A 14,592-nucleotide genomic window follows, 5' to 3' on the forward strand; every position below is an offset into this window, starting at 1 on the left:
GCCAACCGCGCGCCAGCCGTGATCTTATGGAACATGCGCATAGTAATAGCCGGGGCCTCCGGGCTCATCGGAACAGACCTGACAGCAACCCTACGATCCCAGGGCCACTCCGTCATGGCCCTCGTCCGCCGTGAACCTTCAGGGCCCCACGAGGCACGCTGGGATCCGGCGTCCCTGAGCCTGGATCCCAGCATCCTGGAAGGCGCCGATGCCGTGATCAACCTTTCCGGCGCCGGAATCGGAGACCGGTTGTGGACCAAAAAACGAGTTGATGTCCTCGTCGGATCGCGCCTGAAAGCCACAAGAACCCTGACGCAGGCAATGGCAAGCCTTTCCACGCCCCCAAGCGTCTTCCTGAGTCAGTCCGCGTCTGGCTATTACGGAGATACCGGCTCCACCATCATCACGGAGGACCACGCGGCGGGCACTGGTTTCCTTGCGGATCTCTGCGTCGAGTGGGAGGAAACCGCACACCTGGCCCCTGCCGGAGTACGCGTCGTAACGCCGCGGACAGGGATTGTCCTCAGCCCCAAGGGGGGCGCCCTAGGCAAACTGCTGCCACTGCTCAGGCTTGGCGTGGGCGGCCCGCTGGGCAGCGGACGGCAGTTCTGGCCATGGATCAGTCTCCCGGACGTTTCCGGAGCCTTGAGTTTTCTGCTCACGGCCGACGTTGAGGGGCCAGTCAACCTGGCCGGCCCACAGAGCGCCGACGTGAACACCCTGACCTCGGCTCTGGCAACAGCACTGCACCGGCCAGCATTTCTCAAGGTACCCGGGCCCATCCTCAAGCTTGTGATGGGAAAGATGGCGCAGGAAATGCTCCTTTCCGGCCAGCGGATGGAGCCTGCAGTCCTGACGCGTAGCGGCTACACGTTCGAGCACCCCACAGTGGATTCTGCGGCTGCATGGGTCGCAGACTCGCTCTAGGGCCCTCAAGGGAAACCTAGGATCTCGCTGATCCGCCATTCATTTTCCGGCCTCACCAAAACGATCCGTAGATTACTTGTCGCGCTGGCCGCGTGTTCGCTGACGACTGCGCTTCCCGAGAGTTCCCGGTATGCGGAGTTCCCGGCGTGCAGGTCAATGCAGAAGCCACAGGGTGACTCAACCTGTGTCATGGCTTCCAACACCATGCTGAAACCGTCCAGGATTATTCCCTTTGCCCGGAGTTCAGCAGCAAGTCTCAAATCTGCTGCCTCCGCGGGAGAGCCCTGTGCGTTGACGCGATTCAAAAGAGCCATCTGGCCAGTCCGCAGGGCCTCCGAACGCACCCAAGCCAGTCCCTGAATTGCCTGAAGAGGGTCATCAGAACGCATGAGGTCCTGGACGCGGGCCGGGATGCCAGGCACCACCGCACCCTGGTCCAGACCAGCTGGGACCGTTGTGGCTGCCGGGCCGGGGACACCGGGTGGGCGAGCAAGATGAGTCGAACCACTTGCCTGCCCAACGTCGTGGGCAGGAATGCCTGGGTGATCTGGACCCGAAGTTGCTGCCACCGACGCAACGGCAGCAGAGGGTGGTTCCCGGTCGGGAGAATAAACACCCATCTGTTCCGGGAATGCTGCGAGACAGGCAACTGATGCGACAACGAGGCAGGCTGCGGCTGAAACGATGACCCAGGCTCGACGAAGCATTGGCGGTGCCTCACGGCGCCGCCGCCGTCGACTTTGGTCGTGGACGTGCCTCGGCGTACGCCGTGCCCGGACAGTCCGACGTGAAGTCCTTCGTGGGGCTTGCACATGGGAGGCGCCGGCGGTATGGCCCACCATCCAGGTTGAACTTCTGAAGAACCGTCGCCAGGATCGCAGGACCACCGTCAGGGGGCCAGGTTCACCAGGGGTGACGCTACGCCGGGTGAGAAGCTCCGGCGCCACAGTCGCGTGGACGACTCCGGCAAGGGAAAGACTCGTCGGCTCGGCGCTGCGATAAATGGCAGTGGCGAATTCCGCTGCAGTGGGCCGCGCCCGCCTGTCTGGTGCAAGTCCAGCTTCCAGTGCCGCTGCCAGGGCGGAGGGCACCCTTGGATCGGACACCGGGAGCGGCATACGGCCCGAGATCGGGGGTGGCACCCTGCCAGTGAGACAAAACCAGCCCACTGCGGCAAGCGCGTAGACGTCCCGTTCGGGCTGCAGCCCAGCCCTGATGACATCCTGGGGTGCCGGGTCGGCGAACTCCAGCGTGCCCTGGGCGTTCTCCGCCACGGGCTCCCCCACCCTGTGGGCAATGCCCACGTCCGCCAGCAAAGGACGCCCATCAGCCATAAATAGGATGTTCCCGGGCGAGACGTCTGAATGGGTGATCCCATGGGAATGCAGGTATGCCAGGGCCTGTGCCACAGGAGTCAGGACAGTCACGGTTTCCCCGACGCTGAGCGGCCCCCTTCCTAGGACCAGGTCTGAGAGCGATCCGCCCGGGGCATAGTCAAGAAGCAGCGCTGGAGAACCTCCCACGCCGTTATGGCCAACACCAGCTGTGATGACGTTATGGGAGCGCACCAGGTGCGGATGCTGCAGGACCGAATGGATGCGCACTTCACGCAAAAGTTCCTGCTGCGTCGCAGTGCTGACAAAGTCGCAGGTGTCAGCCGTGGACGTTCGGTTCGTGCCATCGATCTGGAAACCGTCCTCGAATGGAGGCTGCGCAAACAATTTCAGGGCATATCGGCGTCGCGTGGAATCATCGGTGACAAGCCATACGGAGGCGCTGCTTCCCTGTCCCAAGAATCTTTCAACAGTGAAACCTGCCACCTCCGGAACCGGATTTTCTCCCATCTGCGCTCTTTCCATACCCCAGAGATACTCCCTTTTGGCAAACGACGCAGAAGTTATCCACACTGCTCCGGTGGCGCTGACAGTGAGAGCTTGAGCACGAAACCGGGCTGCTGATGCCCAGAGGTCTAAACTCCTTAACATGACTCTTGAGTTTCACCAGCTGGGTCTTGCCCCCGATTACGTGGATTACGTGCGGGGCCTGGATACACAGCAGAAAGTCCATGACAAAGTTGTCGCTGGAACGGCGCCGAGCACCGTGTTGCTCCTTGAACATGCAGCGGTCTACACCGCTGGGAAGCGAACCGAGGACCACGAACGGCCTTTCGATGGCACCCCCGTGATACCTGTTGACCGGGGCGGAAAGCTCACCTGGCATGGACCCGGGCAACTGGTGGGATATCCCATCATCAAGCTGAAAAATCCGGCCGGTATCCGAGACTACGTCGAGCGGCTGGAAGCGGTGATGATTGCCGTTCTTGCGGACTACTCCATCACGGCACAGCGGATCAAGGGACGAGCGGGCGTCTGGATCCCCGCGGACACATCAGGTCCGGCACGGAAGATTGCCGCCATTGGAATTCGCGTCCACGACGGAGTCACAACCCACGGCTTCGCCATCAACTGCAACAACGACCTTGCCCCCTATGGACAGATCATCGCCTGTGGAATAGCTGACGCTGGCGTGACCAGTATCGCCCAGGAAACCGGGCGCAATGTAGCTCCGCGAGATCTCGTGTCGCGCATCACCGAAGAACTACGCAACAATGAAGATGCCCTAGTAGCCACCCACGAAGGAGCAATGCTGTGACCCTGGCACCCGAAGGCCGAAAGATGCTGCGGATCGAGCAGCGCAACGCGGCCACCCCGGTGGAACGCAAGCCCGATTGGATCAAAGCCAAGGTTCAGATGGGTCCCGAGTTCGTCAATCTCAAGAACCTGGTAAAAAAAGAAGGCCTTCACACGGTCTGTGAAGAAGCTGGCTGCCCCAACATTTTTGAGTGCTGGGAAGACAAGGAAGCAACGTTCCTGATCGGCGGTTCTGAATGCACAAGGCGGTGTGACTTCTGCCAGATCGATACGGGCAAGCCCTCTCCGGTGGATATGTTTGAGCCAACTAAGGTTGCTCGGTCCGTACTGGCCATGCAGCTGAGGTACGCGACTGTCACTGGCGTGGCCCGCGACGACCTGGCCGATGAGGGCGTCTGGCTTTATGCCGAGACTGTCCGCAAGATCCATGAACTGAACCCGGGGACAGGCGTTGAACTCCTGATTCCGGACTTCTCAGGCAAACCGGAGCACATTCAGGCCATCTGCGATTCCAAGCCAGAGGTGTTCGCGCATAACGTTGAGACCGTACCGCGGATCTTCAAGCGCATACGGCCAGCCTTCCGGTATGAGCGCTCCCTCGATGTCATCACCCAGGGCCGCGACCTCGGCATGGTGACCAAGTCCAACCTGATCCTCGGCATGGGTGAGACACGGGAGGAAATCTCGGAAGCCTTGCAGGACCTGCACGATGCAGGCTGCGACCTGATCACCATCACACAGTACTTGCGTCCCAGCGAACGCCACCTTCCGGTGGACCGCTGGGTCAAGCCGCAGGAATTTGTCGATCTTCAGGATGAAGCTGCGGAAATCGGGTTCCTTGGCGTCATGTCAGGTCCGCTGGTGCGCTCCTCCTACCGTGCTGGCAGGCTCTGGGCTACGGCCATGCGAAAGAAGGGCCTCGAGATACCTGCTGCGCTGGCTCATATTGAAAGCTCCGGCAGCACCAGGCAGGAAGCCAGCTCGCTGATCGCTGCGCACGCCTAGGCCCACACCAGACTCCACCGGCTCAGCAGCGCACTGCCCCCTGGCAGTGCGCTGCTGAGCCGTGAATCACGTAGAATTGACGCACTATGGCTAAAACCCCTGATTCCAGTACCTCTTCCGCCGACGCACCGAAGCGTGGTCTCTTCTCCCGGAAGCCCAAGGCCAACAAGGTCAAGAAGCCGAGCCGACTGAAGCAGATCGGCGAGGTCTTCACCATGACCCGCAAGCACGATCCCATGGTCCCGTGGCTGATGCTCCTGGTGTTCCTCGGTGTTGTTGCGCTGAGCTTCCTAGTTGGCTTCCTGCTGGATAACTGGATCACCGGACTTATTATCGGCCTCCCGCTCGGGCTCCTGGGAGCCACGCTGATTCTTTCACGCCGGGCGGAACGGGCTGCGTTCGCCCGGATTGAGGACCAGCCCGGCGCATCTGGAGCCGCCCTGGGAACACTGCGACGCGGGTGGATCACTGAGGATCAGCCTGTTGCAGTCAACCCGCGGACCCAGGATGCCGTCTTCCGTGCCATCGGCCGTCCAGGAGTCATCCTGGTAACGGAGGGTCCGTCACACCGGGTCAAGCCCCTAGTTGATGCGGAACGCAAACGGCTCAGTCGCATCCTTCCCAACGTGACTGTCCACGTGATCCAGAGCGGAAAAGGAGAGGGACAGGTTCCCCTGAGCCAGGTGGCAAAGAAGATGGGGAAGATGAAAAAGGAGCTCACCAAGCTGGAGGTGAATGCTGTGTCAAAGCGCATCTCATCCCTTGGTAACAGGCTCCCTATCCCCAAGGGCGTCGATCCCTACAAGGTCCGCCCACAACGCGGCCGCTAGAATTCCGGTCAGCCCCGGCGCCGGTCACCTCCGGTTGCCGGGGCTTTTTGTTGTTCTCCGGCACCAATCACAGTTTCCGCAACGAGCGTCAAGGACAAAATGGTGAAACGACCTTCCACAGCAGCTGTGCTGCGCCTTTTCCGTATCCTCGCAATTGGTGAAGCATGCAGCTGGGCCGCGTTGCTGATCGGCATGTTCTTCAAATGGGTTCTGCAGACCACCGAACTCGGGGTGGAGATTGCAGGACCCATCCACGGGGCTCTCTTCATTGGCTACGGAGTGACCGCTTTGGTTCTGTGGCGGCTCCAGCGCTGGCCTTTTCGAGTTGCACTCTTCGCTGGCTTTTCCGCTGTTATCCCATTTGCCACGATCGGCTTTGAACGCTGGGCGGATCGCCATGGTTACCTGACCGACAACTCCGGCGCGGCTGAAGATGTCCTGGAGTCCGCTGCCGGGTAAGTCCCGCTAGATCCTTATCAGGATGGTATCCATGGCCTTGTCGTGAAGACCGCGGTGGTCGGGGTCAAAAACAACTGCCGGAATCACTAGGCAGAGGAGAACTGCCCGGACGACGCCGGCAAGCGGCCCGGCAGGTCCGCCACCGAGGCGGACCACATGGATGCCCATGACCCGGTGGCCAATACTGTAGCCCAGCGTTCCCACCAGGAGAATCTGCTGGATTCCGAAGATTGCCAGCGTGGCCCACTCGTCACCACCGAACGCGAAATTGCTGATCAGCAGGCTCAGCCCCCAGTCAATACAGATCGCCAGGATCCGCCTGCCCGCACGCGCTATGGACCCAGAGCCGGATTCGGGCAAGCCGAGCCGCTCTCCCGGATACCGTGAAATCCCGGACGTATCCGGACCTGACAACCATGAACCAATATCTCTTCGATCTACCACATCCCAAGTTTAGCCATTCGTGGGGTGTTCACGTTGTGGCATGCGTTAGACCACAGTGTGGACACCAGATACCTTTAAGAACAGAACGCCGCTGTGTAACCTCCCTGAAACAATGTGGACACGGAAGGGAAACCCCGTGTCCCTAGGGTGGTAGAAGTTACATGCAGCTGCGGGCCCGATGTCATTAGGACGGCCTTCCCATTGATTGGGCTGGACCATATGGCTCTCAGCCAGAGATAAAATATGCGTTAGGAGCATAGATGTTCAAGACTGCGGACGAAGTCCTCAAGTTCATCAAAGACGAAGACATCAAGTTCGTCGATATCCGCTTCACCGATCTCCCCGGCGTACAGCAGCACTTCAACGTGCCAGCCAAGAGCGTAGACGCTGATTTCTTCATCAACGGACAGCTCTTCGACGGATCATCGATTCGTGGCTTCCAGGGCATTGCCGAGTCGGACATGCAGCTCATCCCCGACGTCACCACCGCCTTTATCGACGCTTTCCGCATGGAAAAGACCTTGGCGCTGAATTTCTCGATCGTCAACCCGCGCACCGGCGACCCCTACCACCGCGACCCGCGTGGAGTTGCAGAGAAGGCTGAGGCGTACCTCGCTTCCACCGGCATCGCCGATACAGCGTTCTTTGCACCGGAAGCTGAATTCTTCGTTTTCGACAACGTACAGTACGAATCTTCCCCGCAGGGCAGCTTCTACAAGATCGACTCAGAAGAGGCTCACTGGAACACGGGACGTTCCGAAGAGGGCGGAAACCTTGGTTACAAGACTCCTGTCAAGGGCGGCTACTTCCCTGTTTCCCCCACTGACAAGCAGGCTGACCTCCGCGATGCCATGTGTGTTGCACTGGACGAAGTCGGCCTCGAGGTCGAGCGTAGCCACCACGAAGTCGGCTCTGCCGGCCAGGCGGAAATCAACTACAAGTTCACCACGCTGACCCACGCTGCCGATGACCTGCAGAAGTTCAAATACGTCATCAAGAACACCGCTGACGCCTGGGGCAAGTCTGTGACTTTCATGCCCAAGCCTGTCTTCGGCGACAATGGCTCGGGCATGCACTGCCACCAATCACTGTGGAGCAACGGCGATCCGCTGTTCTACGACGAGAAGGGTTACGCCGGCCTCTCCGACATGGCCCGCTGGTACATCGGTGGACTGCTGAAGCATTCTTCAGCAGTGCTGGCCTTCACGAACCCGACTGTGAACTCATACCGCCGCCTCGTCAAGGGCTTCGAAGCACCCGTGAACATGGTCTACTCCCAGGGAAACCGGTCGGCCGGTATCAGGATCCCGATTACGGGCACCAATCCAAAGGCCAAGCGCATTGAGTTCCGCGCACCGGATCCCTCGTCCAACCCCTACCTGGCATTCGCTGCCCAGCTCATGGCTGGCATCGACGGAATCCGTAATCGGATTGAACCGCCGGCTCCGATCGACAAGGATCTCTATGAGCTCCCTGCCGAGGAAGCCAAGGACATCCCCAAGGCTCCGGGCAGCCTGGAAGAAGCACTCGATGCCCTGAGCGAGGACAACGAGTTCCTTCAGGCTGGTGGCGTCTTCACCCAGGACCTGATCGATACCTGGATCGAATACAAGTACGAGAACGAGATCCGCCCGCTTTCACTGCGGCCCAACCCGTACGAGTTCGAGCTCTACTACGGCGTCTAGTCTTGTGATGGAAAACTGCGGTCCCACCCTTTGGTGGGGCCGCAGTGCTTTAACGCGGTGCGGAGGCAGGTGGAAGGGAAAAGTATCAAAACGTCCTGTACATGATGCGCTGCGGACCAGCGTTGCCTCCCAGATAGGTGCCACTGTCCACAAAACCGGCGCGGCCGTAGACGGCACGGGCGGCGAGGTTGTGGTTGTTCACCGAGAGAACTACCCCTTGTTCCTGACCGCCCAGTGCAGCGGAGCGTTTACGCGCCTGCTCCCAGGCAGCCACGGCGGCCAGCTTCCCAATGCCGCGGCCCTGGAAATTCCTGTCTACGAGGAAGCCACGCAGGAGCCAGGCCGTGTCGTCCAAGTCCCAGCCAGCTGCACAAGCGGCACTCCTCTGCAGCGTGAGGACACCAGCCGGGACGCCGTCGGCCTCCATGACAAACGGGTGGCGGGTCGGATCCTCAAGGGCCAGCAGCAGCATCTTCAGTGGTTCGCCAACGAACCTCTCCTGCCCGGGAGCGAGGTTCATCCCCGCGACGTCGCCCAGTTTGATGGCAATCGCATCGCCATCCAGTTCACGCAGGTCAATGAGCCAGAGGGAAGGTGCCATAAACACCAGCCTAGTCGCGGTGAGTCAGGCTTCCGCTCTCTCGGCAGAGCCCTGTCCTGGGGCCTCCCCTAGAGGTTCAGCAGACGGTCCTGCCGGATCCATCCAGAATACTTCCCACAGGTGCCCATCCGGATCCTGAAAGCTCCGCGTGTACATGAAACCGTGGTCCAGGGCTTCGCCAGATGGCGCACCGCCAGAGGTCAGTGCCGTGCTGGCAGCCCTGTCGACCTCCTCGCGACTGTCGACGGAGTAGGAGACGATTGTTTCGGCGCCGGTGACGGTGCTGGCGACGTCCTTGGTGATGAAGGACCGGAAGTAGTTCTCCACGAGGAGCATCACGCAGGCGTGATCGTTGACGATCATGCACGTTGCATTTTCATCGGTGAAGCTGGGATTAAAAGTGAACCCTAGGTCACTGAAGAACGCCACGCTCCGGGGCAGGTCCTTCACCGGCAGGTTCACGAAGAGTTGTTTGGCCATGCGCCAAAAATAGCACTGGCCCGGTGAACTGTCATTAGTTCACCGGGCCGGTGCCGAAGCTGGCTCCCCAGGACGTCAGGCCGACGCCTAGCTTCTCAGGGGCGTGTCAGAGAACCTTGGACAGGAAATCCTGGGTTCGCTGCTGCTGTGGGTTGTCAAAGAGCACTTCCGGCACGCCCTCTTCACAGATGACGCCGTCAGCCATGAACAAGACCCGGTCGGCAACTTCCCGGGCGAAGCCCATCTCGTGGGTTACCAGCACCATTGTCATACCTGACTTGGCCAGGTCCTTGATGACTTGCAGCACCTCCCCCACCATTTCAGGATCAAGTGCCGACGTGGCCTCGTCGAACAGCATAATGTCAGGATTCATGGCGAGTGCACGGGCGATCGCCACACGCTGCTTCTGGCCCCCAGAAAGCGAGGCCGGACGGGCGTCCGCCTTTTCCGTCAGGCCTACCCGCTCAAGAAGCTTGAGTGCGGAAACCCTGGCTTCCTTCGTCGTTTCCTTCTTGAGCTCCACGGGGGCCAACATGATGTTCTCGATGACGCTCATATGTGGGAAGAGGTTAAAGTGCTGGAACACCATGCCTACGTGGCGCCGGACTTCGTTGATGTCTACTTTGGGGTCGGCAACGTTGAACCCGTCAACTCGCACTTCGCCGGCAGTGATCTCATCGAGCTTGTTCAGGCAGCGCAGAAAGGTTGATTTACCCGACCCTGATGGGCCAATCACGCAGACGACTTCGCCCTCCGCTACGTGGGCATTGATGCCTTTGAGGACCTCGTTGGACCCAAATGATTTTTTGAGTCCCTTGACGGAGATCTTGGTCGGTGCAATCGTTTCGGTGCTCACTTGTTGAACCTCTTATCCACAGCGTTGGCCAGTTTGGTCAGCAGCATGATGACGACGAAATACATCACGGCCACAATAAACAGTGTTTCGGTGATGCGGAAGTTTCCCGCGTAGATCTGCTGGCCCTGGTACAGGAGTTCGGCGAAACCAATCGCTAGCAGAAGCGAGCTGTCCTTGAGCATGATGATCAGTTGGTTGATCAGGGACGGTGTCATGATCTTGAATGCTTGCGGAACAACAACCTTTTGCATCGACTTGTTGTAACCCAAACCTAGGCTTCGGCTTGCTTCAAGCTGGCCCGGATCCACTGACTGGATGGCACCACGGACGATCTCGGTAATGTACGCCGCTGAGTTCAGGCTCAAGGTCAGCACAGCAGCGACCCAGATATCAATGGGCTGGCCGGTCAACTGCGGTATGCCGAAGTAGAAGAAGAATGCCCACACCAGGAGCGGGGTCCCCCGGAAGATATTAACAAAGGTGGTGGCTACGCCGCGCAGGACGATGTTGGTGGAGATTTTGAGGAATCCCATCAGCAGTCCGATCACCATAGCCACAGCGAAGGAGATTGCCGTGACGAGGACTGTGTTCCCCAGGCCCTTCATAAGGGCGGGAAAGCTGTTGCCCAACAAATCCCAGAAGGAAGACTCAGCGACCTGCTCCGGGTTCTTCAGGTAGGTGTCGAGGATTGCCTGGTACTGCCCGTTATCCTTCAGTTCTGCCAAGCCCGTGTTAAACGCCGCAAGGAGTTCTGGATTCTGGCCCTTGTTCACGGCAAATCCGTAGGATCCGCCAGCTTCTTTGTCGGTAACGGCCTTCAGCCCGTTGTTCTGGCTAATGCCATACGCGAGCACCGGATAGTCATCAAAAACAGCTACGGCGTTGCCGGACTTCACCAGTTCGTACATCGTGGCAGATTGGTCCAGTGGCTGCACGGTAAACCCATACTGGTCCGCAATAGAATTTGCGAAGGTCTCGCCTTCGCTGCCCGTCTTGGCAGTCACTGTCTTGCCACGAAGATCCTCGTACGTTTTGATGTCTTCGTTGTTCTTGGCCACGGCCATCTGGACACCGGACTCGAAGTACGGGTCCGAAAAGTCGTAGATTGCTTTGCGGGCATCAGTGATGGACATTCCGGCTATCACGCCGTCCACCTGGTTGGAGGACAGCGCCTGGAGCGCAGCGTTGAAACCCAACGATTTGATCTGGACCTGGAAGCCCTGGGTTTTGGCCACTTCACGGATGATGTCCATGTCAATGCCGGTAAGCTCACCACTACCGTCACGGAATTCGAACGGCGCGAACGTGGTGTCCGTACCAATCACATAGTCCTTGCCGTCAACTGCCAACGGAGGCTGCACAGCCGCCTCCTGCCCCAGGATGGTCTGCGAGGGGGCAGATCCCTGGGGTGTCGTGACCGGTGCGGCGACGGCGCCTGTCACGCCAAGGAGCATGGCTGCGGCTGCAAGCCACGCTCCCAGAGCAGTTCGTGACCGCAACGCGCGGCTCCTGGAGTGATGGACTGTGCGCAAGGTTGCACCTCTTGAATCGGCGGGATACCGGCGCCAGGCCGGCAAAGTACTCAGTAGAGGTTACCCTCTTGCCACTCTGCTGTGGCGAAGCTCTCCGGCGCGGGGAGGCTAGTGGCCGTAAAAAACTCGTTCAAAGACTCCCCTGGCCATCCTGCTGTGCCGAAGGTAGTCCTCCTCAAGTGCCGTTGCATTGCCGGGATCGTAGCCGCACCACCGTGCAATTGCCTCAAGGTCACGCCGGGAAGAGGGCAGCAGATCCGAGGCTTTTCCAGTCCAGATCACGTTTGCGGAACGGATCCGGCTGGCCAACCGCCACGCCTGCGAAAGCACCGCTGCGTCATCGGCAGTGAGGAGTTCCAGTGTCACTGCAGCCGCAAGGGCTTGAATCGTTGATGTGGTCCGCAGCTCCGGGTGCTGCCCAGCATGCTGGAGTTGAAGGAGCTGAACGAGCCACTCCACATCGCTGAGTCCGCCGCGGCCCAGCTTGAGCTGCCGTGCTGGATCCGCCCCACGGGGAAGCCGTTCAGACTCCACTCGGGCTTTGACCCGGCGGACTTCGCGGGCGTCATTGTCTGACAGTTCAGCCGGATACCTGACAGGGTCAATCAGCGCCTTGAAGTCGGCCGCCAGGGCGTCGTCCCCTGCCATGGGACGGGCCCGCAGCAGCGCCTGCGCTTCCCAGATCAAAGACCAGCGGCGGTAGTACTCAGCGAACGAATCCAGGGAACGCACCATGGCACCATTTTTCCCTTCGGGCCTGAGATCGGCATCAATCTGGAGCACGCGCTCGGCCATGATGGCTGGCTTCAGTGGCTGCGTCAGTAAGCTGGACAGCTTGCCCACCAGGCGGCTTGCCTGCTGCTGTGCTTCAGCATCTGAGAACCCTGGCAGCGCACGGTACACGTACATCACGTCGGCGTCTGAACCGTAACCAATCTCCCGTCCCCCCTGGCGACCCATCGCGACCACCAGGACCGCAGCCTTCAGCGGCCCCGTCGCCGAGACAACGTTTTCGGCTACCCGCAGGGCACCCAAAACAGCTGCCCTGTCTGTGTCAGCAAGTGCCGCACCAACGGCATCCTGGCTGAGGAGCCCCGCAGAGTCCGCAATCGAAATGCGAAGAATCTCCCGACGCCGGATAAGGCGAATGAGTCGCATGGCGTTTTCGGGATCCGCATGCCTGGACATTTTCGAGGTAATTTCCTGCCACTGCGCCTCAAAGGTGAGCGGCACAAGCTCTTTGTCAGAACCCAGCCACGCCACCGACTCAGGGGAAACTTCGAGAAGATCGGCAATCAACCGTGAATTGGACAGCACATGGCACAGCCGCTCCGCAGCGGCCGTCGAGTCCCGGAGTAGGCCCAGATACCAGTGCGTGGTGCCGAGAGTTTCGCTGACCCGCCGAAACGCAAGAAGGCCAGCATCCGGATCGACACCCTGCGCCAACCAGTCCAGCAGCACGGGCAGCAGCTGGCGCTGGAGTGCAGCACGCCGGCTCAGGCCCGCCGTCAGGGCAGCAATATGGCGCATGGCTCCCTGCGGATCGCGGTAGCCGAGGGCAGCCAGCCGACTCTGGGCGGCCTCCGGGGTCAGGCTTGCTTCTTCGCTGCTGAGCCGGGCCGTGGAGTTGAGGAGCGGACGGTAGAAGATGCGTTCGTGTAGCTCCCGAACGGATTTTTTGGTTTTCAGCCACGTAGCCATGAGTGCGTCGGGGTGGGGCCGGCCGGTGGCGAACGGACCGAGCATCGCTTTCGCGAGGGAACGCAGCGCTTCGTCGCGCACCGGCAGCAAATGCGTCCGGCGGAGTTGGAACAGCTGGATACGGTGCTCCATGACCCGAAGGTACCTGTAGGCGTGGTCAAACGCGGCAGCATCCGAACGTCCAATGTAGCCACCGGCGGAGAGCGCCGTGATCGCCGAGGTCGTGTCCCGGCAGCGGAGGGATTCATCTGACTTTCCGTGAACAAGCTGCAGTAACTGAACAGTGAATTCGACATCACGCAGGCCGCCCCGTCCGAGCTTGATCTGCCGCTGCTGTTCGGCAGCCGGGATGTGTTCTGTCACGCGGCGCCGCATAGCCTGCACCGACTCAACAAAGCCGTCACGTCCTGCGGAGGCCCAGATCAGCGGCTCAACAGCGCTCTCATACCGCTTTCCGAGCTCTGCATCGCCGGCGATGGTGCGTGCCTTGAGGAGCGCCTGGAACTCCCAGCTTTGGGCCCACCGTGCGTAGTACGTTTCGTGGGAGGCCAGGGTGCGCACCAGGGGGCCGGATTTACCTTCAGGGCGAAGATTCGCGTCCACCTCCCAAAGACCTGGCTCCCGTCCCGGTGCACCGATGGCTCTGGAGATACCGCTGGCTAACGCTGTGCCGATGGTAGTTGCCTCGGCATCCCCGAGCCCGCCTGCGTCAATGACGTAGATGACGTCGACGTCGGAGATGTAGTTCAGCTCGCGGGCGCCACATTTGCCCATCCCAATCACAGCAAGTCCTACCGCTGCGATCTCGGAGGCGCTGAACTGCCCTGCCGCCTCGGCACGAGAGACTGCGAGTGCAGCCTCAATGGCCGCCCCGGCCAAATCAGCCAGTTCGGCTCCGGCAGCAGGCATGAAGTCCAGAGGGTCTGCGGCACATAGATCCTTGATGGCCAGGTCCACGACGCCGCGCCGGTAAGCGGCGCGCAGGGCAACGTACGCCTCTGGTCCCGTCACTCCTGCAACCGGCCGTGCAGCTTTCGGATCCGCTGCCACTGATGTGAGCAGCTGCTCACGTATCTTCCGAGGATCTGCCTGGATGGGCTCGGGGCTGACGCGGACGTCAAAGGCTGACAGATGGTTGGGATGGCGAATCAGGAACTCTGCAAGAGCCTCCGATGCACCCAGAACCCGGTAGAGGGGTTCGCTCGTCGCAAGGTCAGCTGCCGCCAGGTTTTTCAGGCCGGGATGTTTCTCAATAAGGCGCACCAGTGACTGCAGTGCTGTATCCGGATTTGCGGCAAGGTGCAGCCCCGCAAAGAGCTGCTCCCTGTCCAGGCCTTCCAACTCGGGAGCGGCCAGGAAACGCTCACCCTTCTCCAGGTCACTGAAGCCCGCCGATATCAGTTGTCGTGCAAGGCTCATGG

The 14,592-nt window shown here is 60.4% G+C and carries 13 protein-coding genes; 6 read left to right on the forward strand and 7 right to left on the reverse strand.

Translation table 11 applies throughout. The features are described 5' to 3' along the window. Positions 1–33 precede the first annotated feature (33 nt). Positions 34–927 carry a TIGR01777 family oxidoreductase gene (locus QMG79_RS07375; protein ID WP_283537911.1) on the forward strand — a complete coding sequence of 298 codons (894 nt, stop codon included), beginning with the start codon at positions 34–36 and terminating at the stop codon, positions 925–927. 5 nt (positions 928–932) lie between these two features. On the opposite strand, the gene QMG79_RS07380 is transcribed toward QMG79_RS07375, so the two are convergent. Continuing rightward, positions 933–2,771, reverse strand: a complete 1,839-nt coding sequence (locus QMG79_RS07380) for a serine/threonine-protein kinase (RefSeq protein WP_283537912.1) — start codon at positions 2,769–2,771, stop codon at positions 933–935. A gap of 139 nt (positions 2,772–2,910) precedes the next feature. On the opposite strand from QMG79_RS07380, the gene lipB reads away from it, so the two are divergent. The 4 genes from lipB to QMG79_RS07400 all read left to right on the forward strand — a co-directional run bounded on the left by lipB (position 2,911) and on the right by QMG79_RS07400 (position 5,872). Then, complete coding sequence (lipB, locus tag QMG79_RS07385; protein ID WP_283537913.1) at positions 2,911–3,579, forward strand: lipoyl(octanoyl) transferase LipB; 669 nt, start codon at positions 2,911–2,913, stop codon at positions 3,577–3,579. Next, entirely contained in the window at positions 3,576–4,583 is a 1,008-nt protein-coding gene (gene lipA / locus QMG79_RS07390; RefSeq protein ID WP_283537914.1) for a lipoyl synthase, read from the forward strand. The genes lipB and lipA overlap by 4 nt, the downstream gene beginning before the upstream one ends. 86 nt (positions 4,584–4,669) lie before the next feature. Then, positions 4,670–5,413: a DUF4191 domain-containing protein gene (locus QMG79_RS07395; RefSeq protein WP_283537915.1), complete on the forward strand. Its 744-nt coding sequence runs from the start codon at positions 4,670–4,672 to the stop codon at positions 5,411–5,413. 99 nt (positions 5,414–5,512) lie between these two features. Continuing rightward, on the forward strand, positions 5,513–5,872 hold the full coding sequence (locus QMG79_RS07400) for a DUF3817 domain-containing protein (RefSeq protein ID WP_283537916.1): 360 nt from the start codon (positions 5,513–5,515) through the stop codon (positions 5,870–5,872). A gap of 6 nt (positions 5,873–5,878) precedes the next feature. Here the strand turns inward: QMG79_RS07400 and QMG79_RS07405 are convergent, their stop codons facing one another. Beyond that, entirely contained in the window at positions 5,879–6,316 is a 438-nt protein-coding gene (locus QMG79_RS07405) for an RDD family protein (protein WP_283537917.1), read from the reverse strand. A 260-nt stretch (positions 6,317–6,576) separates the two neighbouring features. Here QMG79_RS07405 and glnA point away from each other — a divergent pair, with 260 nt between their 5' ends. Next, on the forward strand, positions 6,577–8,001 hold the full coding sequence (glnA, locus tag QMG79_RS07410) for a type I glutamate--ammonia ligase (RefSeq protein ID WP_283537918.1): 1,425 nt from the start codon (positions 6,577–6,579) through the stop codon (positions 7,999–8,001). An 85-nt stretch (positions 8,002–8,086) separates the two neighbouring features. Here the strand turns inward: glnA and QMG79_RS07415 are convergent, their stop codons facing one another. From QMG79_RS07415 to QMG79_RS07435, 5 genes are all read right to left on the reverse strand, one after another. Beyond that, the gene (locus QMG79_RS07415; protein ID WP_283537919.1) at positions 8,087–8,602 is read right to left on the reverse strand and encodes a GNAT family N-acetyltransferase; all 516 of its coding nucleotides are present in this window, start codon (positions 8,600–8,602) and stop codon (positions 8,087–8,089) included. 24 nt (positions 8,603–8,626) lie between these two features. Next, positions 8,627–9,082, reverse strand: a complete 456-nt coding sequence (locus tag QMG79_RS07420) for a VOC family protein (RefSeq protein WP_283537920.1) — start codon at positions 9,080–9,082, stop codon at positions 8,627–8,629. Between the two features lie 106 nt (positions 9,083–9,188). Next, positions 9,189–9,938 carry an amino acid ABC transporter ATP-binding protein gene (locus QMG79_RS07425; protein ID WP_283537921.1) on the reverse strand — a complete coding sequence of 250 codons (750 nt, stop codon included), beginning with the start codon at positions 9,936–9,938 and terminating at the stop codon, positions 9,189–9,191. Beyond that, a complete protein-coding gene (locus QMG79_RS07430; protein WP_283538041.1) occupies positions 9,935–11,392 on the reverse strand; it encodes an amino acid ABC transporter substrate-binding protein/permease in 1,458 nt (485 codons plus the stop codon). Before QMG79_RS07430 ends, QMG79_RS07425 begins: the two co-directional genes overlap by 4 nt. A gap of 186 nt (positions 11,393–11,578) precedes the next feature. Further along, positions 11,579–14,590: a bifunctional [glutamine synthetase] adenylyltransferase/[glutamine synthetase]-adenylyl-L-tyrosine phosphorylase gene (locus QMG79_RS07435; RefSeq protein ID WP_283537922.1), complete on the reverse strand. Its 3,012-nt coding sequence runs from the start codon at positions 14,588–14,590 to the stop codon at positions 11,579–11,581. Positions 14,591–14,592: the final 2 nt, after the last annotated feature.

The organism is Pseudarthrobacter sp. PS3-L1, from assembly GCF_030063285.1.
Taxonomy (GTDB): domain Bacteria; phylum Actinomycetota; class Actinomycetes; order Actinomycetales; family Micrococcaceae; genus Arthrobacter.